25 protein-coding genes and 1 tRNA gene are annotated in these 23117 nt (G+C 61.9%); 12 read left to right on the forward strand and 14 right to left on the reverse strand.

Going from position 1 to position 23117, the window contains the following annotated elements; translation table 11 throughout:
• The first annotated feature begins 171 nt into the window (after positions 1 to 171).
• The 3 genes from QQL79_RS06110 to QQL79_RS06120 are packed head-to-tail and all read left to right on the forward strand — an operon-like array spanning position 172 to position 3165.
• Positions 172 to 1407, forward strand: a complete 1236-nt coding sequence (locus QQL79_RS06110) for a polysaccharide biosynthesis/export family protein (RefSeq protein WP_284388916.1) — start codon at positions 172 to 174, stop codon at positions 1405 to 1407.
• A gap of 50 nt (positions 1408 to 1457) precedes the next feature.
• Complete coding sequence (locus QQL79_RS06115; protein WP_284388918.1) at positions 1458 to 2237, forward strand: family 16 glycosylhydrolase; 780 nt, start codon at positions 1458 to 1460, stop codon at positions 2235 to 2237.
• Positions 2238 to 2271: 34 nt separating this feature from the next.
• Positions 2272 to 3165: a polysaccharide pyruvyl transferase family protein gene (locus tag QQL79_RS06120; protein ID WP_284388920.1), complete on the forward strand. Its 894-nt coding sequence runs from the start codon at positions 2272 to 2274 to the stop codon at positions 3163 to 3165.
• An 80-nt stretch (positions 3166 to 3245) separates the two neighbouring features.
• On the opposite strand, the gene QQL79_RS06125 is transcribed toward QQL79_RS06120, so the two are convergent.
• The 12 genes from QQL79_RS06125 to QQL79_RS06180 form a co-directional block, all read right to left on the reverse strand.
• On the reverse strand, positions 3246 to 4739 hold the full coding sequence (locus QQL79_RS06125) for a lipopolysaccharide biosynthesis protein (protein WP_284388922.1): 1494 nt from the start codon (positions 4737 to 4739) through the stop codon (positions 3246 to 3248).
• Positions 4740 to 4788: 49 nt separating this feature from the next.
• On the reverse strand, positions 4789 to 5784 hold the full coding sequence (locus QQL79_RS06130) for a glycosyltransferase (RefSeq protein WP_284388925.1): 996 nt from the start codon (positions 5782 to 5784) through the stop codon (positions 4789 to 4791).
• A complete protein-coding gene (locus QQL79_RS06135) occupies positions 5781 to 7064 on the reverse strand; it encodes an O-antigen ligase family protein (RefSeq protein ID WP_284388927.1) in 1284 nt (427 codons plus the stop codon). The genes QQL79_RS06130 and QQL79_RS06135 overlap by 4 nt, the downstream gene beginning before the upstream one ends.
• Positions 7061 to 8272, reverse strand: a complete 1212-nt coding sequence (locus QQL79_RS06140) for a glycosyltransferase family 2 protein (RefSeq protein WP_284388929.1) — start codon at positions 8270 to 8272, stop codon at positions 7061 to 7063. Before QQL79_RS06140 ends, QQL79_RS06135 begins: the two co-directional genes overlap by 4 nt.
• A gap of 52 nt (positions 8273 to 8324) precedes the next feature.
• Positions 8325 to 8684: a hypothetical protein gene (locus tag QQL79_RS06145; RefSeq protein WP_284388930.1), complete on the reverse strand. Its 360-nt coding sequence runs from the start codon at positions 8682 to 8684 to the stop codon at positions 8325 to 8327.
• Between the two features lie 17 nt (positions 8685 to 8701).
• The gene (locus QQL79_RS06150; protein ID WP_284388932.1) at positions 8702 to 9373 is read right to left on the reverse strand and encodes a sugar transferase; all 672 of its coding nucleotides are present in this window, start codon (positions 9371 to 9373) and stop codon (positions 8702 to 8704) included.
• A 450-nt stretch (positions 9374 to 9823) separates the two neighbouring features.
• Complete coding sequence (locus tag QQL79_RS06155; RefSeq protein ID WP_284388934.1) at positions 9824 to 10009, reverse strand: hypothetical protein; 186 nt, start codon at positions 10007 to 10009, stop codon at positions 9824 to 9826.
• A gap of 493 nt (positions 10010 to 10502) precedes the next feature.
• A complete protein-coding gene (locus QQL79_RS06160) occupies positions 10503 to 12800 on the reverse strand; it encodes an AAA family ATPase (protein ID WP_284388936.1) in 2298 nt (765 codons plus the stop codon).
• A complete protein-coding gene (locus QQL79_RS06165; RefSeq protein WP_284388937.1) occupies positions 12793 to 13713 on the reverse strand; it encodes a glycosyltransferase family 2 protein in 921 nt (306 codons plus the stop codon). Before QQL79_RS06165 ends, QQL79_RS06160 begins: the two co-directional genes overlap by 8 nt.
• The gene (locus QQL79_RS06170; protein ID WP_284388940.1) at positions 13710 to 14723 is read right to left on the reverse strand and encodes a glycosyltransferase family 2 protein; all 1014 of its coding nucleotides are present in this window, start codon (positions 14721 to 14723) and stop codon (positions 13710 to 13712) included. Before QQL79_RS06170 ends, QQL79_RS06165 begins: the two co-directional genes overlap by 4 nt.
• A complete protein-coding gene (locus QQL79_RS06175) occupies positions 14720 to 15874 on the reverse strand; it encodes a glycosyltransferase family protein (protein WP_284388943.1) in 1155 nt (384 codons plus the stop codon). Before QQL79_RS06175 ends, QQL79_RS06170 begins: the two co-directional genes overlap by 4 nt.
• 487 nt (positions 15875 to 16361) lie before the next feature.
• On the reverse strand, positions 16362 to 16949 hold the full coding sequence (locus QQL79_RS06180) for a HupE/UreJ family protein (RefSeq protein WP_370461182.1): 588 nt from the start codon (positions 16947 to 16949) through the stop codon (positions 16362 to 16364).
• A 233-nt stretch (positions 16950 to 17182) separates the two neighbouring features.
• On the opposite strand from QQL79_RS06180, the gene QQL79_RS06185 reads away from it, so the two are divergent.
• The 4 genes from QQL79_RS06185 to QQL79_RS06200 all read left to right on the forward strand — a co-directional run bounded on the left by QQL79_RS06185 (position 17183) and on the right by QQL79_RS06200 (position 19219).
• Positions 17183 to 17575 (forward strand): MAPEG family protein, encoded by a 393-nt coding sequence (locus QQL79_RS06185; protein WP_284388947.1) that lies wholly within the window; start codon positions 17183 to 17185, stop codon positions 17573 to 17575.
• Between the two features lie 59 nt (positions 17576 to 17634).
• Positions 17635 to 17710: transfer RNA gene (locus tag QQL79_RS06190), tRNA-Trp, on the forward strand.
• Positions 17711 to 17892: 182 nt separating this feature from the next.
• Positions 17893 to 18102 carry a cold-shock protein gene (locus tag QQL79_RS06195; protein WP_035102601.1) on the forward strand — a complete coding sequence of 70 codons (210 nt, stop codon included), beginning with the start codon at positions 17893 to 17895 and terminating at the stop codon, positions 18100 to 18102.
• A 190-nt stretch (positions 18103 to 18292) separates the two neighbouring features.
• Positions 18293 to 19219: an SMP-30/gluconolactonase/LRE family protein gene (locus QQL79_RS06200; protein ID WP_284388950.1), complete on the forward strand. Its 927-nt coding sequence runs from the start codon at positions 18293 to 18295 to the stop codon at positions 19217 to 19219.
• Between the two features lie 48 nt (positions 19220 to 19267).
• Here QQL79_RS06200 and QQL79_RS06205 read toward each other — a convergent pair whose 3' ends face one another.
• Both QQL79_RS06205 and QQL79_RS06210 read right to left on the reverse strand, forming a co-directional pair.
• Positions 19268 to 19561 carry a hypothetical protein gene (locus tag QQL79_RS06205; RefSeq protein ID WP_284388952.1) on the reverse strand — a complete coding sequence of 98 codons (294 nt, stop codon included), beginning with the start codon at positions 19559 to 19561 and terminating at the stop codon, positions 19268 to 19270.
• A 66-nt stretch (positions 19562 to 19627) separates the two neighbouring features.
• A complete protein-coding gene (locus QQL79_RS06210; RefSeq protein WP_284388954.1) occupies positions 19628 to 19909 on the reverse strand; it encodes a hypothetical protein in 282 nt (93 codons plus the stop codon).
• Between the two features lie 256 nt (positions 19910 to 20165).
• Between QQL79_RS06210 and secE the strand changes: the two genes are divergently transcribed.
• From secE to rplJ, 5 genes are all read left to right on the forward strand, one after another.
• Positions 20166 to 20360 carry a preprotein translocase subunit SecE gene (gene secE, locus QQL79_RS06215; protein WP_284388956.1) on the forward strand — a complete coding sequence of 65 codons (195 nt, stop codon included), beginning with the start codon at positions 20166 to 20168 and terminating at the stop codon, positions 20358 to 20360.
• A gap of 38 nt (positions 20361 to 20398) precedes the next feature.
• A complete protein-coding gene (gene nusG, locus QQL79_RS06220) occupies positions 20399 to 20929 on the forward strand; it encodes a transcription termination/antitermination protein NusG (RefSeq protein WP_035102605.1) in 531 nt (176 codons plus the stop codon).
• A gap of 145 nt (positions 20930 to 21074) precedes the next feature.
• A complete protein-coding gene (gene rplK, locus QQL79_RS06225) occupies positions 21075 to 21503 on the forward strand; it encodes a 50S ribosomal protein L11 (protein ID WP_284388959.1) in 429 nt (142 codons plus the stop codon).
• A 3-nt stretch (positions 21504 to 21506) separates the two neighbouring features.
• The gene (gene rplA / locus QQL79_RS06230; RefSeq protein WP_284388961.1) at positions 21507 to 22199 is read left to right on the forward strand and encodes a 50S ribosomal protein L1; all 693 of its coding nucleotides are present in this window, start codon (positions 21507 to 21509) and stop codon (positions 22197 to 22199) included.
• Between the two features lie 381 nt (positions 22200 to 22580).
• A complete protein-coding gene (rplJ, locus tag QQL79_RS06235) occupies positions 22581 to 23099 on the forward strand; it encodes a 50S ribosomal protein L10 (protein ID WP_284388963.1) in 519 nt (172 codons plus the stop codon).
• The last annotated feature ends 18 nt before the right edge of the window (positions 23100 to 23117 follow it).

Below are 23117 nucleotides of genomic sequence, written 5' to 3' on the forward strand. Positions count from 1 at the left end.
GCCGGGCGAGCGAGCCAAGCGCGCGAACCGTGCTAGGGTGCCTGGTAACGTTTTAGGGATGGACTGGTGCGTGGCACCGCTTTTCCTCCCCGCGGCCGAGAAGAGGCCGTCGCGTGTGGCCCTGAACAAGGCTTTTACCACTCGATCCCGCTCAATCACGAGGCCTGGCCTATGAAGAAAGCGACTCCGTTCCTGCCCGATGTCTTGCGCCAGGGCGCATTGGCAATGGGGCTGGTCGTCGCATTGACCGCGGCGTCCGCCGCGGCGGAACCCTATACGCTCAATGTCTCCGACAAGATCAATGTTCGCGTGGTCGAATGGAAGGCGGCCGAATCCACCTTTACGGAGTGGACGGCGCTGGGCGGTGAATATGTGATCGGTCCGGCCGGCACCACCGCCTTCCCTTTCGTGGGGGATGTCGAAAGCGCCGGCAAAAGCCCCCAGGACCTGGCGCGCGAGCTGGCCGATGGGCTCAAGCAGTCGCTTGGCCTGGTCGTAACCCCCAATGTCAGCATCGAGATTGCCGAATTTGCTCCGATCTATGTGGCGGGCGATGTGCAGTCGCCGGGTGAATACAAGTTTCTGCCCGGGCTGACCCTGATCAAGGCACTCAGCCTGGCCGGCGGCGAACGCCGTGGCGCCGATGCCAATTCTCGCGCCGAGCGCGACGTTGTCACCGTTACCGGCGCCTATCAGGTGCTGCAGGACGAACAATTGCGGCTATTGGCCAAGCGCGCCCGTATCGATGCCGAACTGGCCGGGCAAGAGACGATCACACCGCCCGAGCAATTCGCCGGCGTCGAGGGCGTCGAGCCCCTGCTTTCCGACGAGCATGCCGTGCTGGTGGCAAATCTCAAGGCGCTCAATTCGCAGAGTTCCGCACTCGATAGCCAGACCACCGTCCTGCAACGCCAGATCGAGACCTTTTCGCAGAAGCGCACCGCCACCGAGCGGCAATTGTCCGTTGCCCAGGAGCAGCTGACCAATGTGCGCTCGCTTGCCGAGGATGGTCTGGCGGTGGTCTCGCGGGTCGCCTCGCTCGAGACCAGCGTTGCCGACTACGAAACCCGTCTCCTCGACATCGATATGGCCCAGCTGCAAGCGCAACAGGCCATCGGCGATGCTGAAATCCGGCGCACGGACCTGGCCGATAGCCACGCCGCGGAGCTTTCGGTCGAACGCCAGGAAGTCGAGGCGAAGCTGGCCGAGGTCAATCTCAAGCTTGCCACCCAGCAAGGGCTGGTGCGCGAGGCAGTGGCCTATTCGGGTATCGCCCCCGGCACGGCGGGCTCTTTGGCAAGCTACACCTACAGCATTATCCGGAATGGCGAGGAAATTGCCGCCGATATGTCGACCCCGGTTCTGTCCGGGGATGTTGTCCAGGTTCGCCTGGTTGTTGCCGAGTAAGTTTTTGACGTCTGCCGTGTGTTTTTGCGTTTGTTGATTGGAGTAAGCCTATGTCTAGCGTCCGCCTTGCCGTCTCCGCCATCGCCTTTTCCTGTCTTGCCGCGCCGGCCATGGCGCAAAGCGCGAGCTTTTTTGACGATTTCGACACGCTAAACGGTCAGCGCTGGTATGTCTCGGATGGCTGGGCCAATGGCGCGCACCAGAACTGCACCTGGTCGGCTGGGCAGGTGAAGGCGCAGGACGGCATGCTTAAGGTCGGTTTCGCGCCGGGCAGCGGCGGTGGGCGCAGCTATGCCTGCGGGGAAATCCAGACCAAGGTGGCCTTCGGCTATGGCACGTTCGAGGCCCGGCTCAAGACCCCCACCGGTTCGGGGCTCAACGCGGCCTTTTTCACCTATATCGGCCAGCAGCAGGGCAAGCCGCATGACGAGCTGGATTTTGAAATCCTGCTCAAGGACACCACCCACATGGAAACCACCAGCTTCGTCAACGGCGTCAGTGGCGACGGCGAAGTGGGCAGCGGCATGTCACACCAGCTTCCCTATCCATCGGATTCCGACTTCACCAATTTCGCTGTCACATGGACGCCGGGTCGGCTGGATTATTACATCAACAATCAGCTCGTTCGCACCATGACCGAAAGCTACCAGGTGCCCAATAATCCCATGCGTATTTTCTTCAGCCTGTGGGGCACCGATACGCTCAGCGACTGGATGGGGGCCTTTGCCCCGCCCAGTGGTCCGATCGCCATGGATGTGGATTGGGTTGCCTTTACCGCGCAGGGCGAGAGCTGTGCATTCCCGCAATCGGTGCTCTGCACGCTGCAATAGCTGGCCGCCGGCCAATCAGACGAAGGGATTTTGAATGAAGCTGGTGTTCTTCCGCGGCGAGGTGCCGAATTTCGGTGACGAGCTCAACACATATGTCTGGCCCGAGATTCTCCCCGAGGGGTTTCTCGATGAAGACGAGAGCGAGCTATTCGTCGGCATCGGATCCATCATCGGCACCCATCTGCCCGAAACGGCCCGCAAATTCGTGATGGGCTCGGGTTATGCCGGCTATATGGGCTTGCCCGATGTGCATGACGGCAGCTGGGATATCCGCTTCGTGCGCGGCCCCAAGACGGCGGAAAAACTCAAGATCTCGCCAGATCTGGCGATTTGCGACAGCGCCATCCTGCTGCGCCAGATGGAGCTGCCCAAGCCGGCCGCCGGCATCGATGTTGCCTTCATGCCGCATTACGAAAGCCTCGAGCGCGGCCCCTGGGATGAAGCCTGCCGGCTGGCGGGGATCAAGCTGATCGACGCTACCGACCCGCTGGAAAAGGTCATTGCCGAGATCAAGGGCGCTCGCGTGCTGATCACCGAGGCCATGCACGGCGCCATCGTCGCCGATGCCCTTCGTACCCCCTGGATCGGCGCCAAGCCGATCTTTGCCGGGCACCACATGAAATGGCTCGATTGGTCCGGTGCGCTCGATATCGAGCTACGCATGCATGAACTCAAGCCATCCAGCGTGCTCGAATATTATATCGGCCGCACCGGCCGCGGCGGTCCCGCCGGCAAGATCGGTGCCCTCAGCCGCAGCCCGCTTGCCGCTATCCCCAATGCGTTGTTGACGCATTCCGCGGCCCGGCATTTGCAGAAAATGGCGACCTATGAGCCGCAACTCAGCAGCGATGCGAAGATTGCCGAGGTGACGGAGAAGGCCACAGCGGCAGTGGACGGGTTTGTGCGGTCAAGGCTGGCGGTGAGCTAGCTTTACCTACTTGAATTGCACCCAAACACAGTGGGAGCCTGGACTTAAGGCTCCCACCAGCCTTCCTTTGACTCAGCGGGCTAAGCCGTCGCCTTGCGCTTCTTCAGCACCATGCCCTTGACGGCCAGCAGGCGCTTGCGTGCCAGGATCAGGATCGCCCCGCCATAGACCACTGCGCAGACGCCGATAGTCGCCGCCAGCCGCAGCACCGGATCGGCATCGGCCAGTTCCATTTTCACGAAAATCCCTGCGCCGATCATCAGTGCTGTCGCCAGCACGGGTGTCGCGAATGTTCCCAGATAGGCCCAGGCCGACACCCGCAGGATGCGGATGACCATGTGGACGGATGGCGGCCACATGATGAAGTTCTGGATGACGATGGCCAGCGTCAGCGCGTTGACGCCCCATTTATAGAACAGCACCACATAGAGCACCGTCGTCACCTGTTTGCCGATGAGGTAGTAAAACCAGAGATCGGCCTGGCCCTGGCTCTTGACCAGCGAGGACTGCAACACGCCGATGCTGGTGATGAGACCCAGCAGGCAGAAGGCCTGTACGGCCGGAACCGCCTCGACCCAATTGTGCCCAAAGGCCAGCGGCACGAAGTCGTCGGCGATCAGCGCCAGCCCCATGAAGACCGGAAATGACAGGACCGATGAGGCGAAAGTGCCGAGGAAATAGGCGTCGCGCAGTTTTTCGCGCTCGTTCTGCAACGAAGAGAGGAGTGCATAGGATACCGAGCTGAGCGCTCCGGTAATGAGATCGGTGAGGATCTGGAAGATGCGGCGGGCAAAGCTGTAAATGCCAAGACCTGCGGGGCCGAGCAGGGTGCCGATCAGCAGTTGATCGACGCTGACCAAAGTGATGATGCGATTGCCGGAGGCGAAAAGACCAAAGCTGCCCAGCTCGCCCAACGCGTGGAAACTAAAGCGGAATCTAGGTAACCAGCGCACCGAAACCAGCGCACCGATACAGGTGGTGATGGCGGTGGCCAATTGGGAAAATGCCAGCGCCCAGAGGCCGAATCCCATCCAGAGTAGCGCCAGGCACAGCAGGGCTGCGACAACCGAGGCGATCGTGGTCCGCATTGCCAGTTTCTTGAACGACATGGAGCGGACCAGCAGCGCATTGGGCACGGCGGCGGCCATGTCGAAGATCACTCTTATGCCGATGAACGGCAGCAGGGCTGTCAGGATGGGTTCGTTGAGCCGGCCGGCCAAAGGCAATGAGACCAGGCACAGTGCGGCATAGATCAGCAGCGCTGCTCCGGTGCAGAGCCAGAAGACGGTATCGAGGTGACGCGGCTCGATCCTGCTGCGCTGGATGATGGCTTCGCTGAACCCGGCGGGCGCGATGGCCGTGCCGAGCATGGCGATGCTGGCGGCGTAGGAGACGATGCCGAATTCGGCCGGCGAGAGTACGCGCGACGTCGCCATGAAGACGAGAATGCCGAGGGCCGCCGGCGCGAAGCTGTTGACCACCGACCACAACACGCCACGAATGGCCGCGCCGGAGCGGTTGGTGCGCACATGGTCGAGCACAGGGCCCGGACCGGTCTCATTGGCAACACTCATGTTTACTCGATACGGGCCGGTTTACTGCTGCCCGTTGGGTAGAGAATACTCAACGCTGCACGGCCGGTAGCCGTGATTGTACGAAAGCGTGGAAATCCGGCGTTGTCCGGCCGAAGAGGCGAATGGCAAGGCCGCGCGCCCGCAGGCGCAGCGCGTCAGTGAAAGCGATGGCCGACGATGCGCCATCCATGATCAGGGCCTTGGCCAGGCCGCGCGCCCGGGCAGGGGCCTCTGGCGCCCATTTGGGGTTGGTCATGAAGCCATCGCGCAGCCCTTTGGGGGCGCTCCGCCAAGCCAGCCGTTGCAATTCCTGCACCGACCGCTTGAGGTCGAGCTCCCGCCGCAGATAGGAAGCCTTGAGCTCGGCATTGCGCGTCGTCTGTTCGGCATTCTCCGCCCAGACGGCCAGCGGTGTCATGGCCACATAGATCGGCTCGACGATGGAAAAGGAGCGCATATATTCCTGTAGCGTCGCGGTGCAGCCAAAGCCGATTTCAAGCTGGCATGCCGTATCGCGCGACCAGAACAGGCCGCCATTGGAAACGCCGATCCCCATCAGCAGCGACAGGCGGAATTCATCGGGCTGATAGAGCCCTTCGACGAAAAGATCGTCGAGCACGCCGCCGGTGCTCAGATAGGCAGAGGTCGTGCCGCTCTTGTGCTCGACATGCTGGTTGCGCAGCACGACGTTGACGCCATCCTCGCGGCAGATCCGCATGTTCTCGGCCAGGAAGTCCGGCAGGATGAAATTGTCGTCTTCCACCACGCAGAAATAGTCCGCGTTATTGGGATTTTCTGCCGTGAAGCAGTGGTCGATATTCTTGGACGCAAAACGCTGCGGCGCGTTGTGATGATAGCGGATGCGGGGATCATTGAACCCCTCGCACACCGCCTTGCCCGCCTGGGCGGCATCGTCGTCATAGACATCGCAAACCCAGTTTGCCCAGGTCTGGTCGATCATCGATTGCAGCGCGCGTTGCAGGGCGACGGGCCGCTTATAGGTCGGGGTTCGAATCTGGACCAGGCCGGAATTGGTTTCAGTCATGGTTGGACTCCGAGGGGGCGGATATGGACTTGCCGGGGCATGGGCCGGGATGGCTGGCGGCCAGCGCGCATTTCTTGCAGCACGCCGGTTGCGCCATAGATGAAGGTTACGAGCACCAGGATCGAGCGCACGGAGAACTCGAAGAAGACTTCCACTTCGATGAAGCTGCGCAGGATGACCAGCATCTGCAAGCCGACTAGGAAGGCGTTCTGCGGATTTGGCCGCAATATCGTTGCCAGCACGATCAGCAGGAACCCGCCATAGATGAGGAATGCCTGTAGCGCGACGCCGACAAGGCCGATTTCGACGGCGTTGGAAATGTAGGTATTGTGGAAGTTGAAGCCCGCGCCTGAGGGCACGAGGAACATGGCCCAGAGCTGTTCGGCGGGAGCAAAGCCGGCCACCCAGAACGCCCGAAAGCCAATGCCCTGCAGCGGCCGCTCGGCAATGAAGGTGAAGGCGGTGGCCCAGAGATCGGTTCGCCCGGTCAGGGTCGGGTCCTTGCCCGAGCCTTCGAGGATTTCCGACAACAGCGACTGCCCATTGGCGAGGATGAAGAGGCCGAAAGCCGCCCCGGCGACGATGACGCCCAGCGTCATGAACAGCTTCTGGTTGCCGGTCAGCCGCCCGGTCAGCAGCAGCAACACCATCACCGCAATGCAGGGCACCACCATCATGATCGCGCCAGCCGATTGCGCCAGGATCATCAAGGGCCCGGAAATCAGCAGGCCTCCCAGCGCCGACAGGCGCAGCAGGAGTCCGGCATGGCGGTCGACGACCACAGCCAGCGAGGTTAGCGCGAATACTGCGATATGGGCAGCAAAGGCATTTTTACTGCCGAAAATGCCCAGCCATGGAGCGCCTGCCGGGTGGTGACCGATGGTGACGCTGGCCAATACGCCCACGGCATAGACCACGAACAGCGCCCGCACCAGCGTCGTCGGCTTGACCCGCCCGGCCATTACCACCGCGATGGAGAGCGTGATCATAAGCTGGATGGAGGCGCGCAGCGTGATTTCGGGATATTGCGACCAGAGCGTCGAGAGCATGCAATAGGCCGGCAGCAATAGCAGGAACCACCAGCGGGCAATCAGGGTAATGCTTTGCTGGGGATCGCTGATCAGCAGCAGCCCGCCAAAGCCGAGAAACGCCATGGCCGCCAACGAGCCCACCAGGGCGTTCAGCACCAGCCCCGACAGCGCCAGGACGCTGAATGCAGCGGCCAGGTCGATATCGACCAGCGGTCCGATGACGCCGCGGCGGCGAAGCAACCGGGTCATGTCGCCACCGCCGGCACATTGGCATCGGTAGCGGTGGCGTTACGGATCGGAGGTGTTGCCGCCGCTGCCGGAATAAACCCGGCTGCATACCGCGTCGCCGGTTCCCCCGCGATAATCTGTTGCGCGGTAGCGCCCGCCTGCGCCACTGCCAGCCAAGCTGGGTCGCGCCGGAAATTCGTCCAGTCGACCTGTTCGCTGGGAACATAGCCGGGCAGGGACGGGTACTTGTCGAGGTTCAGCACATCGTGCCTTGCCGTGATCTGAGGCGTGCCGGCGCGACGCTGCCGGCCTTCGGCGAACGAAGTCCAGAGCCGCCGCAAAAGGGCGGGGCGCTGCGTGATGATCTTGAGGGCAGCTGTGGGGGAACGCGCCTTGATGGCCTCCACCAGAAGGCCGTAGTCGAGCGAGTTCTGCAAGGCCGTGCGGCGGCGCTCGAAGGCGTTCGCCAGGGCCGCGCCCGGCTCAAGGTCGGCGAGCAGGCGCTCCTGATTGTCCAGCATGGCTTGCACGTCGCGGGCCGATAGCCGGTGAGAGATCGAGCCACTGTGACGCCGGTAAAGATACCAGGGCTCGGGAACGATCCACATGCGGGCACCCGCCAGCAGGGTGCGCAGCAGCAGATCGTAATCCTCGCCGATCCGCAGGCTCTCATCATAACGCAGAGCGCCCAGCGCTTGGGCGCGGATCAGCGGCTTGAGATAGCCCAGGGCGGGCATTTTGCCGTCCATGCCGGCCGTTACCCAGGTTTCGGCCGTCACGGCAAATGGCGTGTCATGGCCTGCCAGCAGCAAGGTGGGTGGGCTGCCGTCTTCGTGGAAATGCAGCAGATCGTCGGCTACGATATCGGCGTGGAACTGGCCGGCCGCGGCCAGAAGACGCTCCAGCCGCTCGGGATGGACGATATCGTCGGAATCCACGATGGCGATCCACTGGCCCTTCGCTTCGGCCAGGGCGAGATTGCGGGTACGAGCCGGGCCGCCATTCTGCGCCGAGGCGATGAGCCGGACGCGGTTGTCCTGCGCCATGATGGCGCTCACCACCGCCACACTGTCGTCGGGGGAGGCATCGTCGGCGACGATGATTTCGAGATCGCCCATGGTCTGGGAGAGGACGGATTCGAGGGCGCGCGCAATCGTTGCACCACCACGATAATTCGCCATGATGACGGAAACCGTCGGAATCCCGTGCTGTGCACGCGCTAGCTGCATGGCGAGCTCCGGTTGAGATAATTGCCGGCGCAAAGGCGCGCCGGCTTACCCGTCAGGCCTGCGGCGCCGTAGCGTCGAGAGTGGCCAGCACGGTTCTGAGCTGTTCCATATGCTCGCTGATCTGGCCGATCCTGAGGCGGGCCGCTGCGGCATTGCGCTCGGCTTCTTCGATGGCGCCCTCATCCTCTTCGGAGCGGTTGCCGAATTCGCCAGAATTATCGATCAGGTTGGTGGCCTGGGCATAATAGACATCGAGGCGCGTTTGCAGGCCCTCGCGTTCCCGCTGGGCGCCCTCGATGGCAGCAAGCAGCGAGCGGCGGACGGTCATGAAACGATCCCGGTCGGTACTGGCGTCGCGAGAAGGGTCACGGGTGCGGAAGAGGCGATTGCCGACTGAAAGGATCGAAGCCATTCTGCGCCTCCCTGGACTTACCGGCTGCCAGTGCGCATCAGCACGACTTTGACGGTCCGCAGCATGATAACAACGTCACCGATGAACGACCAGTTACGAGCATATTCGGCGTCGAGCCGCACACGCTGGTCATAGTCCACATCGCTGCGGCCGCTGACCTGCCACAGGCCGGTCAGGCCCGGACGCATGCTGGCATAGGCTGTGATATCATTGGCATAGCGGACGATTTCGTCCTGAACGATCGGGCGGGGGCCCACCAGGCTCATATCGCCGCGGATGATGTTGATCAGCTGGGGCAGCTCATCGAGGCTGGTGTCGCGCAGGAATTTGCCGAGCCGGGTGATGCGCGGATCATTGCGCAGCTTCTGGGTCGCGTCCCACTCTTCGCGGGCCAGCGGGAACATTTCCAGGTGTCGCTCCAGGGCCTCTTTGGAGTTGACGATCATGGAACGGAATTTGAGGCAGCGGAACTTCTTGCCACGATGACCGACGCGTTCATGGGCGAAGAAAACTGGCCCGCGATCGGTCGAGAACATGATCACTGTGATGAAAAAGATCGCCGGAAGCGCACAAAACAGCATGATGGATGCAATCGTGACATCGAATGCTCGTTTCAGCGCGCCGCCCTTGGGCGACTTGGTTTGGCTCTCGATGTTGGAAAGATCGAGGCCTGCGTTGACTATCGACATTTTTGTTCACCCGCCGTGTTGAACGTATTTGAGTTGCTACTGCGCTTTTTCGTATTCCAGCTTGATGTTGCGATGACGCCCAAAGCCGCTCATGCGGGGGCCGTAATTACCGCAGTCCCGCCCGGATGACTCCGATGCGAGGGTTCGTAGCAAACGCTTGATGTTTGCCGACTTCTGTCGGTTTGGTCCTGCAAAGGGCGCGGTTGGCTCGAAGCAAACCCGGCGCATCGTTTGCAGGCTTGAAGTGATCACGATTATGTGGGGCAGGCAACAGCATACGCGCATGGCTGTCATGCGGGCGCGTGACCACGAGATGATCACATTTGGCAGGATGGAAACCGGCGGGTTTCGGGGGCAATTGCCTCGTGCCGGGAAACGGCCTTTGCCGTCAAAAGCTTGCGTCGAGCGCGTCGGGATTCGAGGCCCGGTTTCGCCAGATCGGTGAAGGGCTTAGCGGACGAAAACGAACACAATTCCGTTCCAGAGCAAATACACGCCGACCCAGGCGAGGGCGATCACTGCGAGAGCGGTGATGCCAGTGGGCCAGCGACTCCAGATCTGGCCGCGAAGATTGGCGACAGGGGATCCGACACCGTTTTCCGCGGCGCCTTTCTTGTCGTGTCCATCATGGCTCATAATCTGGCTCCTGCCCCAAACGTTGCGATACTGGCAACTGTCTGCCCTGTATCACAAAACCCCCGGAAAACTATCCTGCCGCCCCTCGTAACTCTCCGGGCGACAGATGAGTTTCGCTACATGGTAAACGCACAACTGCGCTACCAGTGCCACGACTAAATAAAAATGCCGAAAACCTCGCCGCCTTATTGCGCTGGCGGCTTTACACAATAGCTACGCTATATAGCGTTCGTTAACTGACCACAAGCGGACGCCAATCAACTTTAGAGCTAGTACTGATGGGGGACGGCGCCGCCATGAGAATGGTGTTGGCAGCGGTTTGTCATGGATGAACGGGACAGGGTGCAATACTTGCCTGGGCCGCCGGCCCAGCATCCGGCCTTCGCCCGGATGACATCGCGCTTCCAAAGCCGTCCAGAATAAAACCCTCCCCGTAACGGGGAGGGTGCAGATTGCGGCCCTCCAAGATGGTCAAACCCGGCTTGGCCCGAACTCAGACCTTCTCAGCCGCATCCACCTGATAATACCGGCTGTAGGAGCCCATATAGCGCTCGGCCCCGCCCGGATCGCTATATTGTGCGAGCTTGCGGAAATCGACCTTGTTGAGGACGACCCCGACAATATCTTCGGCCAATTCAGGCTCGCGCTCGATCAGCGAGCGCACAAGGCGCCGTGGGGTGCGGCCCCATTCCGTGACCAGGATGAACCCGTCGGTCCAGGGCAAGACGGCGCGGGCATCCATCACCGGGCCGAGCGGGGGCAGGTCGATCACGAGATAGTCGTAATCCTGCCGCGCCTCTTCGAGCAGGCCCTGCATGCCGTTGGAAGACAGGAAATCATTGGCTCTATCGGAAGCCGACAGCGCCGGCAGGATGTGAAGGCCCGTGCGTGGGTCGGTCAGCACGATGTCGCGCCATGAGACCGTGCCGCCGACATCCATGAGACCGCTGGTGGCGCCGGGCGCGAGCAGTCGCGTGGAGGCGGCCTGGCGCAGGTCGGCATCGATCAGCAATACGCGCTCGCCATCGGCCGCCAGCATTTCAGCCAGCGCCACCGAATAGGTGGTCTTGCCCTCGCCGGGGAGCACCGAAACCACGCCGATAACGGCGCTGCGGTCGGGCTTGCCACGGGCGCGCATCACCAGCTTGGCCGATTTCAGCGTCTCGACAAAGGCGGTGGTCGGCCGGTTGGCGCGGCGTTCCTCCACCTGCTTCTTGATCATGCCGTGCAGCGCAACCGAAGCCTTGTTCTGTTCGCTTCGATTGCCCCGGCGGGCATCGGGACCCAGACGTGGCAGGTAGCCCAGGAAGCGCAGGCCCAGCTCATTGCCCACCTGGTCGCCGATGCGGAAGGTGCGCTCACGCAATTCGTTGAACGTGCCGAACATCAGGCCCAGGAAGCCGCCGAAGATAATGCCGCCGGCCAGCACGAACATGGTGCGGGGCCCAGATGCATTTTCCGGGGCCTGCGCCTGGGTGATGATGCGGGCGGAGGGAATGGGGAAAGACTGGCGCTGGACCGCCTCCTCGTACCGCGACAGGAAGGAATTGTAGATCACGCCCAGTGTGGTCGAGCGCTGCTGCAATTCGGTCAGTTCCACCTGCGCCTGATTGGTCTGGGAGGCGAGTTGGCCCTCGGTTTCGATGGCTTCGCGCAGGCTGGCCTCCTGCCGCTGCGCAATGGTCAGCTGGTTCTGGTATTGCTCGTTGAGCCCCTGCAGCTGAGAGAAAATCTGCGCCTGCAAGGCCTGGTTTTCCGCCTTGAGCGCCGTTACCTGCGGATGATCATCACCATAGGTGGCCGACACCTCGTTGATGCGGCTCTGGATCGAGGCATAGCGGATACGCAGGTCGGAAATCGTCTTGTCGTCGACACCCGAGCCGCTGAGCAGGGCGATACTGGCACCGGCGGCGGAAGGTCCGGCCTCGATGGTCGCCTGTAGCTGCACCGCGAGCGCATTGACGCGGGCGCTTTCGGCCTGCGCCGTCACCAATTGGGCCGTCAGCGCCTGCAGCCGCTGGTTGGTCAGGGTCTCGTCCTCGCCCATGGAAAGGCCGCTCTGCTGCCGGTATTGCTCGACGGCAAGCGTGGCCTGGCGCTGGTTCTCACCCAATTCGGTCAGGCGCTGTTGCAACCAATCGGCGGCCTGCTTGGTGGCATCGATATCGGCGTTGAGCTGGTCCTGCACGAAAACGTTGGCATAGGCGGCCGCGATGCGCTGCGCCAGTTCAGGGCTCGATGCCTCATAACCCACGCGGATCACCGCGCTGCGGCCGACCCGTTCGACGAACATATTGGCGCGCAGGGCCCCGGCGGCCTCGTCGACCGTGGCCTGCGAGTCCTCGGGCTGGGCTTCGGGCGCACCCAGCACAGGGCTCAGCAAGCCGAGCAGCATGCCCTTGACCCGGCCGCTGAAGGAGGGCGGTGGGTTGAGGAATTCTCGGTCGGTCATGAGGTTTTCGTTCTCGGCGACCGCGCTGGCAATGCGGCTCGAGCGCAGCACCTCGATTTGGTTCAGCACTTCCGATTCAAGGTCTACTGCGCTGGTTTGAGGCGCGATGTCGCTGACCGATTCCTTCAAGTTCTTGTCGAGCAGGATCTGGCTGGTTGCCACATAGCTCTTGGGCGCCAGCATCAGATAGATGGCGGCCAGGAGCAGCCCGAGGCCCAGGCACAGCAGCAGCACACGGAATTGGCGGCGCAGAATGGCGAACAGGCGGTCGACGTCGAGCAGTCCGCGATCGGAGTTGTGAGAGTCGGGCATGGCCGGCAACTGGCTCCGTTCAAGCATGCGACTGGCTTCCTTCCGTTGACTGGCCATAGAGATTGGCCTGTTTGGCGCCGAAAATGCCGCCGATAACGCCGACATGCAGCGCACCGCGCAGCAGGTTTTTCCTCCAGCGCGATGGCGAGAATAGGGTGAGAACGGTCATACCGCCGCAGAATGCGGCCTTGCTGCCGGCGATGGCGGCCGCTTTGACATTGGCGACAACGCCTTGGCTGAGATGGGTGCCGTGGGTCTGGCCAGCACGAAAGCGCCGCTGCATCAGCCAGCCCATGGCCGCCCGATTGGGCGGCACGATCTCGGTTACGAGGGCTTCGGGGGCAAAGGCGATGCTGCCGCCCATGCCGGTAAGGGCATAGAAAAACTGGGTATCCTCACCGCCCGAGCGACCAAGCGCCAGATCGAAGCGGAGCGACTTGAACGGCGCGACCCAGCGGATCAGCGCGTTGCAGGTATAGCCGGTGCGAATGTGCCCATCGACATAGACGGGCAGGGTGGAATGAAAATCACCCGCCACCATCCATTGCGGCGCATCCTCGCCGTAAATGGCCTCCACGGGCCCAAGAACCACGTCGGCGTTCTCGGCCTCGGCCGCCGCCAGAAGGGCGGTCAGCCAATGTTCGGTGACCAGCTCGTCATCATCGACAAAGGCGATGAAATCGGCTTCCGCGGCATCCAGGCACGCATTGCGGGCAATCGAGATGTTGGAGGCCGGGCTATGCACATAATGGATCGGGAAGGGGAAATCCGCCGCCAGCGCGGCAACCATCGATCCGGCCGAGGGCGTCGTGTCATTGTCGGAAACGATCACGCGAACGCGGGCGCCATTGGTCGCAATCTTGGCCACCGAAGCCAGTGTTTCGGCCAGGTAGGGGCGGCGATAGGTGCAGATGCAGATGTCGACGCTGGGTGCGCTCATGCCCGTTTTGCTCCGAAACCGGTGGTAACGGCCTGTGCCAGGTGCAGCCAGAAGCCGGAGGACCAGGCGAAGTGCATGATCATGGCGGCGATGCCGACTAGCGGCGCGCCCGTCATGGGCAGGCCGTAATCGGCGAAATGCTTACGTGTGGCGACAAAGCCCATGGCCAGGCACAGGGCGCACCAGGCCAGCAGCGGGATCAGCGCGATCCAATGCACGAAGCTCAGCGCTGCCAATACCACCGCCGGCAAGATGGCCAGCGGCAAGACCTGCCGGATGCGGGGGATGACCCGGTGCTTGAGCACATTGCGCGCCCGGCCGCGGCCATAGCCGAAATATTGCTTGAACAGCCCCGAGGGGGTCGAACGCGGGTAATAGGTCATCTCGGTGGCGTCGGTCAGCCAGATGCGATAGCCGGCCAACCGCAGGCGGTGGTCGAGTTCGGCATCCTCATTGTGCCGGAACGTCTCGTCATAGCCGCCTACCGCGCGATACGCCGGAATACTCATCAGCGCATGGTGGCCATGGTCGACAAAGGCGCCGCCCTTTCCGGTGCGGTGGGCCGAGCCGCCCGTGCCGACCAGCGAATTCTGCGCCGTGGCAACTGCGCGCTGAAAGGTGTTCTGCCCCACCGTGGTCATCGGCACGACCACGCTGTCAGCCCCGATCTTCTGCGCCTCCTCGACCAGCACGCGGCAATAGTCGGCCGGATAATCGCCATGCGCGTCGATGCGGATCACATAATCCATGCCATCGCCGAACTCGGTCACCGCCTGGTTCATCGCCGCGCTCTGAATGCGCTTGGGATTATGCGCCAGCCGTACCGGCTCGTCGCGGGCAATGAAGCTTTCGACAATGGCCTGCGTGCCATCGGTGCTGCCGCCATCGATCACCACGACCGGCCAATCCATCGCCTTGGCCTCGACCAGCAATTGCTCGAGCAGACGGGCGATATGCTTGGCCTCGTTGAGCGTGGGCACGGCGATCAGGCATTTGCCCGTTGCGGTCATGCGGCTTCCTGTTCTGGCTGCGTGGCGCGGCCAAGCTGTTGCAACCGCTCTACCAATTGGCGGCAGTCGGCATCGTGAAAGGAGAAATTGGCCGGGTCCTGGTCGAGAACCGCCGAAGCCAGCCGATGCAGCCGAGGCGCGTCCAGCTCGCCCAGGGCGCTGGCCAGGGTGCCGGCCTCGATATCGGGCACGGTGATGCCAATGCCCAGCCGTTCGGTAAAGGCAGCCGTTTCCGTGCCGGCCAGCGTCACCGGGATAGCGCCGTGAAAGCTGCCCTCATAAATGCGGTTGGGCAGCAGCCATTGCGAATTCTTGCCGGCCTCGAAAAAGTCGATGGCCCAAGCTAGGTGTACATCGGAATAGATCGACGCCAGGTCATCCGGATTGCGATAGGCACCCTCGAAGCGCAGGAAGGGCTCGGCTTCCACAAAGCCGTGGAAATCCTCGAATTCGTTCAAGGCCGGTCGGCCGCGCAGGATGACCTGGACTCTGCCGCTCATGGCCCGGGAAAAACTCGCCAGAGCGTCCAGCGACCGGCGGCAGCGCAGGGCGCCGAACCAGCCGATCTTGACCGGGCCGCCGTCGGCCGGCCCCAGCGCCGGATTACTGCCTCGCTCGGCGCTGTGCGGCACCTTGTTTTCCACCAGCAGGGATGGCACCGGCCCCAGCCCGCCAAGGTGATTGCTGATAAAGGCAGGCGAGCTGGTCATCAGCAGCGAAGCCGGTTGCGCCCAGCGGCGCTCGGCGCCGCGCATGGCCTGGCCGATGAGGTCGGGGCGCAACAGCAGCCGGTGGATATCGAGGCATTCATAGACGATGGGAACGTGTCCGCCCCAATGTGCCTTAAGGCGGCCCGCCAGCGGCAGCATTTCGAGATTGCGGGCGACGATGACATCGGGCGGGGCCAGATGCCCCAGCCGTCGTACGATCGACATGGCCGCGCCGACCACCGCCATGATGCGCTGGGCAAACCGCGCATCGAAAGTCTCGCCCAGCTCGATGGCATGGGTCACCGGCAGGTCGGGCATGGCGACGCCGGAGCGTCGGAACCCGGCAGCGGCAATTTCCGCGCCGCCAGTCTTGAGCATACCAATACGGCGGCCGACCGCCGGGTCGGCCAGGTTGGGAACCAGATAGAGTACCCGTAGCAACGTTGCGTCTCCTGCCTGCCGGCCCGCAAGCGGCCCAGGGAGCGGACCGCCGATTCCGGCTCTCGCTGGCACTGGGTGCGCAACAGGGGCGGCCTAGGCCCCCAAGCGCTCCATGCACCAGGTCAGTTTTATCAACTTGCGCTCATTCAAGGCTGCTGCCCGCAACGGATCGCGAGCGGTCATCACTTCTGTGACTCGGTTTACGGCGAGGGCACACGACGCGCCCTTCACGGGCCACCCGGAGGCGGCGGTCGAAGCAGTTGCGCTAGTTAACGCGGGCGTGATGGAAGGGGTCAATACGAGCAGCCGGGGAACAGCTCTGCGGTCAGCGCATGCGTCGATGGTCGCCTGTTGCGATGCCTAAAGTTAAATAGTTACAATATGTTATGATGTAATCCTGCGCTTTTGAATCCGCGCGGACGTTCATAAAAATGACACGGCCCGCGCGGGAAAAGCGCGGGCCGTGCCTTGAAAAAGCCCGGATAGGTCAGAGCCAGCCGGCCAGGATTCCGACCCCGCCGGCCGCGAAAGCGCCGCCGGCAATTTGCGCCGCCAGCTTGCCATGCCGTCCGATCAGACGTGCAATACCGAACGAAGCGGCGATGCCGGCGAGATGGAGCAGGGCGGTCGAAACGGCGAAGCCGGCCGCGTAAGAGAAGCCACTTGCATCTGCTGGCATTTCCGCCCCATGGGCATGGCCGTGGAAGATGGCAAAAACGCCGACCAGCGCCATGGCCGCGGCCACTGGCATGGGGCGACCCCAGGCCGCGGCAGCGCCGATCACCACGCTGGAAAGCGCGATCCCCAGTTCGACAAAAGGCACGTCGATCTGTGCGGCGCCCAGAATAAAGCCGACGATCATCATGCCCACAAAGGAGAGCGGCACCAGCCAGAGCGCGCGGCCGCCAAGCACATAGGCAAAGACGCCGACCGCCACCATTGCCAGAATATGATCCAGCCCCCCGATCGGGTGTTCGAAGCCGTGGAAGAAGCCAGCCGTGTGGCCCACGCCGGTATGGGCGAATGCAAGGGTGGGGCTGAGGACCAGAACGGCCAGGGCAATGATAAGACGCATCGTCATCCTTCCGGGGGCATGCCCCTGAGTGATCGTTTCCGCCTGAGGCGCTTCCTGTAGCTCGCGGGGCTATTTATTGGCCCGGCAGCGGCGTTTGTAAACGGATTCGAGTGGGGCGCTGGTTTGCAGACCGCGGGTGGGCCGCCCCACATCCGGGGAGGGCGCATTATCGGAAAAAATAGCCCTCACCATCGCTTCGGGCTAACACCGCTGCATTGCAGAGGAGACAAAATATGTTGCTGATGATTTTTCTGGTGTTGGCGCTGCTGCTGGTGGCGGTGCAATTGCCCGGCGGCTACCTTACCAAGCAGGTTGGGGTCGAGGCGCAGATCGGACCGCGCGACGATCTGCCCGAACCCACCCAGGAATTGGCCCGGTCGCGTCGGGCGCTGGCCAATCTGCAGGAGACCCTGCCGATTTTCCTGACTCTGGCCGTGCTGTCGATCATCTATAATGAGCAAGGCTGGCTGTCGCTGGCCGGCGCCGGGCTTTATTTCCTGGGCCGTGTGGCGCATCTGGTTTGCTATATGAAGGCGCTTTCGCCCTGGCGCTCGGTCAGTTTTCTGGTGGGGCTGATTGGCTGCGCGATCATGGCTTTGCCCTTGCTTCCACACATCTGGTTGTGAACCCGCGTCAGGCACTTGCGCGAAGCGATCTTTGCCATTAGACACTGCCGCACGCCTACAGGGGTTTAGCTCAGTTGGTAGAGCATCGGTCTCCAAAACCGAGGGTCGTGGGTTCGAGTCCCCCAGCCCCTGCCAGGCGGTAATCGTTGATTCAGCATTATTTTTCGCTCGGGACGCTGTCTCCCGGGCGTTTTGTTCGCGCTGCTATTTGACTCCGGGCCGATAATTTGCGACTTGTGGCTCCCCTAAGCATGTTGCTTGGGGAAACTCCGCCCGGACGCATATGCGAACGGGCCTTAAATGGCAGAACGACACACATGGCCACTACTGGCACCGTAAAATTCTTCAACACCACCAAAGGCTTCGGCTTCATTTCGCCTGAAAACGGCGAAAAGGACGCATTTGTCCACATCTCCGCTGTGCAGAAGTCGGGCCTGCAGGGCCTCTATGAAGGCGACAAGGTGACGTACGAACTCGAGACCGGCCGCGATGGCAAGGTTTCGGCAACGAACCTGACGCTGCTCTAAGCGAATTCAAGGATCGCGCCCGCTAGCCAGCGGTCGCAACCGATCGGAAACCACCGTGGCGGTAATCGCCCGGTGGTTTTTTGTTTGTCAGGCAAGTCCGCACAACCATCGATCTGGCCATATGACCTTTTGGGGGTGGTCGAAAAGTCGAGAAATTTCCTATGCTGTCCGTGAGATAGGAGGAATCTCGATGATCAAAACCATTTCTTTGATAATTTTCGCAGTCACATTTTCCACGCCGCTTTCAGTCCTGGCGCAGGAGGTGCCCAGGATTCAGATCGGGGAGGGACAAAAGGAGTTTCCCGAAAGCGTAACCTCGATTTCGGATGGTACGCTGTTTACTGGCAGCATTACGCAGGGCGTAGTCTTCAAGGTGGCGCCGGGCGCCGAACAATCCGAACTCTTTATTGCCGCCCCGACCGATGGGCCGGCGGGCTCATTCGGCGTCTATGCGGATGAGGCGAATGGCGCGCTCTGGGTGTGCTATGCCGATCCGGCGGTTTTCGGCGGCGGGGAGGCATTGCCCTCGGTGCTTGCCGCCTATGATCTGGCGACGGGCGAAAAACGTCTCGCCGCGACCTTCCCCGCCGGCAGCCTCTGCAACGATATTGCGACGCTCCCGGATGGCACTGCCTTTGCAGCCGATACGGCGAGTGGCCGCATCATCAGGGTTGCGGCGGGCTCCGGCGTTGCCGAAGAATGGCTCAGTGATCCCCTCCTTGCCGGGGTCGATGGGTTATCGTTCGGCCCGGATGGCGTGCTCTACGTCAACAGCGTCACCAGCCACAAATTGCTCCGCATCGAGCTTGGACCCGATGGGGCCGCCGGCCCGATCTCCGAACTGGCGACTTCCGAGCCCCTCAAAGGGCCCGATGGCATGCGCTTTGGCAGCGACGGCAAGCTTTACCTGGCCGAGAATGCCAATGGTCGGGTGGTTGAGGTGACGATCGAGGGCGATACGGCAACGATCCGTCCGCTGCCGGGGCCGGCCTATAATGGAGCCACGGCGGTCACCATCGTGGATGATCGGCTTTATGTGCTGGAAACCAAGCTTTCGGCCATGGGTGAAGATACCGATCCGGGGCCGTTCTTCATCTACACGGTGCCGTTGAACTAGCGCATGAATGTGGGGCGGCGGCCACGAAGCGGCTGCCGCCCAGCGCGATCAATTCGGTTTGAATACCGGTGGGTTTATCGGCGGCGGTGTGAATTTCGGCAAGCTGTCCAGGCGGCGCTGCAGCTGCAGATCGCGCATATTGTTCTGCATTGTCTGCAATTGCATGTCGTAGATGCGCTGCTGGCTGCCCTGGCGGGTTTCCTCCTGCAGGCAGATGATCCGCTGCTGGTTGGCGGCAATGGCTTCGGGCGTGGAGCCAGGCACCGTGCTGGGGCAGGCGGCCTGGGCCAGGCCCGTCGCTACGATGATGATGCCAATCGCCAATGGGATGGATTTGAACATGCCGTCCTCCTGCCCCTATAAATGGAGGTCGACGCGGCCGTTCACAAGTCACAAGCGAGCGAAGCTCTATTCGGCCGCCATTGGCAGCTTGTCGGTGTGCCGGGCCTTGAGGCGGTTGAGTTGGTGGGCGGCATGCGCGAGCAGGGCCGTGCGCACCTCGGCCGACGAGACCGAGCCCACATCCGCCCGCACCTTGAGGTCCAGGTGATAGGTCGCGTCATTGCCCATGAAACGTTCGTGAATGGTTACGCGTACGACGCCGGTTACGCGCCCCGCAATGGTCTTATGCGGGCCGTAATAGCGAACTTCGCAGGCTTTGACTTCGAATAGCGCATTGCCGTAAGCCATGGTGCCAGCCTCCCGCTGCCACTTTTTGGTCGCAATTGGATCAAAAGCCATTGCAAGAGGGGATGCAAGAACAAACCACAGTCTTTTGTGCGCGTCGTTAATGGCGGCAGGGACAGCTGTGCGGTCCCCGCGGTCCAGAATCTTGCTGGCGCCTGTTGCATTCGCTTCGCAGATTGAATAGATACCCGCATTCCAGCCGTGCGGGATTCCTGCGCGGCCTTTGGTTTTGCACCAAAACACCAGAGTAGATTCGCCTATGGCCCGACCGAACCCCATTCAGTTTCTGCAGCAAGTGCGGCAGGAAACATCCAAGGTTACCTGGCCTGGCCGCAACGAGGTCCTGATCTCGACGGTCATGGTTCTCGTGCTGGTGGCGGCGGCGAGCATATTCTTCCTGCTGGCCGACCAGATTATTTCCTGGGCTGTCAGCCTGATGCTTTCGATCCGCTGAGCGGGTCACGAACACAAGACTAGGAGCGGCGACGCGGCATGGCCAAGCGCTGGTACATCGTTCAGGCTTACAGCAACTTCGAGCGCAAGGTGGCGGAAGATATTCGCCAGAAGGTTGCGCAGAAGAAGCTTGAACATCTGTTCGAGGACGTGATTGTTCCGACCGAAAAGGTCGTCGAGATCCGCCGTGGCCGCAAGGTCGATGCCGAACGCAAATTCTTCCCGGGCTATGTTCTGGTGAAGATGGACATGACCGACGAGGCGTTCCATCTGATCAAGAATACGCCCAAGGTTACCGGTTTCCTCGGTTCGGACAACAAGCCGATGCCGATCTCGGAGAAGGAAGCCATGTCCATCCTGCAGCAGGTGCAGGAAGGCGTGGAGCATCCCAAGCCCTCCGTCAGCTTCGAAGTGGGCGAGAATGTCCGCGTGTCGGACGGTCCCTTCGCCAGCTTCAATGGCGTGGTGGAAGAGGTCGACGAGGAGCGCGCCCGCCTCAAGGTGGAAGTGTCGATTTTCGGGCGTCCCACTCCGGTGGAGCTCGAATATGGTCAGGTCGAAAAGGTCTGACTAGAACATTGGGCTTCGGCTCAGTGAAGGACTGTGGGAGAGGGGGCGCTTTGCCAGCGCCGACAAACCTCAGACCACGGTGTCTAGTCCATCTTAACTGGTGGACGCCTCATCGGCCGATTGTGGCCACTGATAGGAGACGAAATTGGCAAAGAAAATCGTTGGCTACGTAAAGCTGCAGGTGCCCGCGGGCTCCGCAACGCCTTCCCCGCCGATTGGCCCCGCACTGGGTCAGCGCGGTCTGAACATCATGGAATTCTGCAAGGCGTTCAATGCCGCCACGCAGGAAATGGAAAAGGGTTCGCCCATTCCAGTCGTGATCACCGCCTATGCCGACAAGAGCTTCACTTTCGAGATGAAGCAGCCGCCGGTGACCTACTTCATCAAGAAGGCCGTGAACCTGAAGTCGGGCTCCAAGCTCCCCGGCAAGGAATCGGCTGGCACCATCACGACGGCTCAGCTGCGTGATATCGCCGAAAAGAAGATGAAGGATCTCAATGCCGATACCGTCGACGCTGCTGTGTCGATGATTGCCGGCTCCGCCCGTTCCATGGGCATCCAGGTCGAGGGCTGATAGATGGCACACATCGGTAAGAAGATCACCAAGGCTCGCGAAGGCATCGACCGCAACAAGCTCTACAAGCTTGAAGAGGCCGTGAAGATGGTCAAGGCTCGCGCCTCGGCCAAGTTCGACGAGACCATCGAAATCGCCATCAATCTGGGTGTTGACCCGCGCCACGCCGACCAGATGGTCCGTGGTGTCGTGAGCCTGCCCAATGGCACCGGCAAGACCGTTCGCGTCGCCGTGTTCGCCAAGGATGCCAAGGCAGACGAGGCCCGCAAGGCTGGCGCCGATATCGTTGGCGCTGAAGACCTGATGGAACAGATCCAGGCTGGCAAGATCGATTTCGATCGCTGCATTGCCACCCCGGACATGATGCCGCTGGTTGGTCGCCTGGGTAAGATCCTTGGGCCGCGCAACCTGATGCCGAACCCCAAGGTTGGCACGGTTACCCCCGACGTCGCCGGTGCCGTCAAGGCTGCCAAGGGCGGCGCTGTCGAGTATCGCGTCGAGAAGGCCGGTATCCTGCATGCTGGTGTTGGCAAGGTGTCGTTCTCGGACGAGGCTCTGCTGCAGAACATCAAGGCGTTCACCGACGCCGTGCAGAAGTCCAAGCCCGCCGGCGCCAAGGGCACCTATGTGAAGCGCGTTGCCGTGTCTTCGACCATGGGCCCCGGCGTTCACGTCGAGCCCGCTTCGGCGCTGTAATCCAAGGTCGGACTGAAAAGTGGCTACCGCTTTTCGGGCGAATCCGACGTGCAAGAGATTGAAGCGCGGTCCGTAAGGACGTATAGCGCTTCGAAAATTCCGGACGGGTTGGCCCGTCCGGTTTTGCCCTTCTCCGGAAGGGCATAAGTCCTGTCCGAGACTGCCGGTGCTGAGCAATTCAGTTCAGCTTAATGCCGCAAGGCGCCAGCATAGATGGGGTGAGAAACCGGATTTTGCCTGAAAGGGCAGGGGATGGTTCGAACCTAGGCAGACTGCTTTCGAGCATGAAGCTGGCAGGCACACTAGTCGTCGCTCCCTGACTATCGGGATCGACATTTGGCAATGGCCCGGAATGTTCCGGGTCAATTCGTGGAGACTGTAATGGAAAGAGCGGAAAAGGCTGAGCTCGTCTCGTCGCTCCAGGCTGCCCTTGGCGGTGCTGGCTCGATCGTCGTTGCCCAGAACTCCGGCCTCTCCGTCGCTGCTTTTACTGACCTGCGCGTGCAGGTCAAGAAGGCTGGCGGACAGGTCAAAGTCGCCAAGAATCGCCTTGCCAAGCTCGCTCTGAAAGCTACCGACGTTGCCGACATCTCGGACCTGTTCAAGGGTCCGACGGTCATTGCGTATGCGGAAGACCCGGTGGTTGCGCCCAAGATCGCAGCCGCTTTCGCCGACAAGAACCAGAAGTTCGTGGTTCTCGGTGGTGCAATGGGTGCGACCGCTCTTGATGCCGCAGGCGTCAAGACGCTGGCCACGATGCCGTCTCTGGACGAACTGCGCGCCAAGCTTGCTGGTCTGCTCGTGCAGCCCGCGGCTCAGATCGCACGTATCGTCAAGGAACCGGGTGCAGGTATTGCCCGTGTTCTGTCGGCCCATGCGGAAAAGAGCGAAGCGGCGTAAGGCCTCTTCAAACCAATC

The sequence above is a fragment of the Devosia yakushimensis genome (assembly GCF_030159855.1).
In the GTDB taxonomy this organism is placed as follows: Bacteria; Pseudomonadota; Alphaproteobacteria; order Rhizobiales; family Devosiaceae; genus Devosia; species Devosia yakushimensis.

Excerpts from the sequence above, each read along its gene's own strand:
- QQL79_RS06125 (WP_284388922.1), bottom strand. The coding sequence starts at position 4,739 with ATGAGTGTTGCCAATGAGACCGGTCCGGGCCCTGTGCTCGACCATGTG.
- QQL79_RS06170 (WP_284388940.1), bottom strand. The coding sequence starts at position 14,723 with ATGACCGCAACGGGCAAATGCCTGATCGCCGTGCCCACGCTCAACGAG.
- QQL79_RS06195 (WP_035102601.1), top strand. The coding sequence starts at position 17,893 with ATGGCCACTACTGGCACCGTAAAATTCTTCAACACCACCAAAGGCTTC.
- QQL79_RS06140 (WP_284388929.1), bottom strand. The coding sequence starts at position 8,272 with ATGCAGCTAGCGCGTGCACAGCACGGGATTCCGACGGTTTCCGTCATC.
- QQL79_RS06155 (WP_284388934.1), bottom strand. The coding sequence starts at position 10,009 with ATGAGCCATGATGGACACGACAAGAAAGGCGCCGCGGAAAACGGTGTC.
- QQL79_RS06115 (WP_284388918.1), top strand. The coding sequence starts at position 1,458 with ATGTCTAGCGTCCGCCTTGCCGTCTCCGCCATCGCCTTTTCCTGTCTT.
- QQL79_RS06135 (WP_284388927.1), bottom strand. The coding sequence starts at position 7,064 with ATGACCCGGTTGCTTCGCCGCCGCGGCGTCATCGGACCGCTGGTCGAT.
- rplJ (WP_284388963.1), top strand. The coding sequence starts at position 22,581 with ATGGAAAGAGCGGAAAAGGCTGAGCTCGTCTCGTCGCTCCAGGCTGCC.
- secE (WP_284388956.1), top strand. The coding sequence starts at position 20,166 with ATGGCCCGACCGAACCCCATTCAGTTTCTGCAGCAAGTGCGGCAGGAA.
- QQL79_RS06160 (WP_284388936.1), bottom strand. The coding sequence starts at position 12,800 with ATGCTTGAACGGAGCCAGTTGCCGGCCATGCCCGACTCTCACAACTCC.
- nusG (WP_035102605.1), top strand. The coding sequence starts at position 20,399 with ATGGCCAAGCGCTGGTACATCGTTCAGGCTTACAGCAACTTCGAGCGC.
- QQL79_RS06165 (WP_284388937.1), bottom strand. The coding sequence starts at position 13,713 with ATGAGCGCACCCAGCGTCGACATCTGCATCTGCACCTATCGCCGCCCC.
- QQL79_RS06200 (WP_284388950.1), top strand. The coding sequence starts at position 18,293 with ATGATCAAAACCATTTCTTTGATAATTTTCGCAGTCACATTTTCCACG.
- QQL79_RS06210 (WP_284388954.1), bottom strand. The coding sequence starts at position 19,909 with ATGGCTTACGGCAATGCGCTATTCGAAGTCAAAGCCTGCGAAGTTCGC.
- QQL79_RS06110 (WP_284388916.1), top strand. The coding sequence starts at position 172 with ATGAAGAAAGCGACTCCGTTCCTGCCCGATGTCTTGCGCCAGGGCGCA.
- QQL79_RS06150 (WP_284388932.1), bottom strand. The coding sequence starts at position 9,373 with ATGTCGATAGTCAACGCAGGCCTCGATCTTTCCAACATCGAGAGCCAA.
- QQL79_RS06130 (WP_284388925.1), bottom strand. The coding sequence starts at position 5,784 with ATGACTGAAACCAATTCCGGCCTGGTCCAGATTCGAACCCCGACCTAT.
- rplA (WP_284388961.1), top strand. The coding sequence starts at position 21,507 with ATGGCACACATCGGTAAGAAGATCACCAAGGCTCGCGAAGGCATCGAC.
- QQL79_RS06120 (WP_284388920.1), top strand. The coding sequence starts at position 2,272 with ATGAAGCTGGTGTTCTTCCGCGGCGAGGTGCCGAATTTCGGTGACGAG.
- QQL79_RS06185 (WP_284388947.1), top strand. The coding sequence starts at position 17,183 with ATGTTGCTGATGATTTTTCTGGTGTTGGCGCTGCTGCTGGTGGCGGTG.
- QQL79_RS06180 (WP_370461182.1), bottom strand. The coding sequence starts at position 16,949 with ATGCGTCTTATCATTGCCCTGGCCGTTCTGGTCCTCAGCCCCACCCTT.
- QQL79_RS06145 (WP_284388930.1), bottom strand. The coding sequence starts at position 8,684 with ATGGCTTCGATCCTTTCAGTCGGCAATCGCCTCTTCCGCACCCGTGAC.
- QQL79_RS06205 (WP_284388952.1), bottom strand. The coding sequence starts at position 19,561 with ATGTTCAAATCCATCCCATTGGCGATTGGCATCATCATCGTAGCGACG.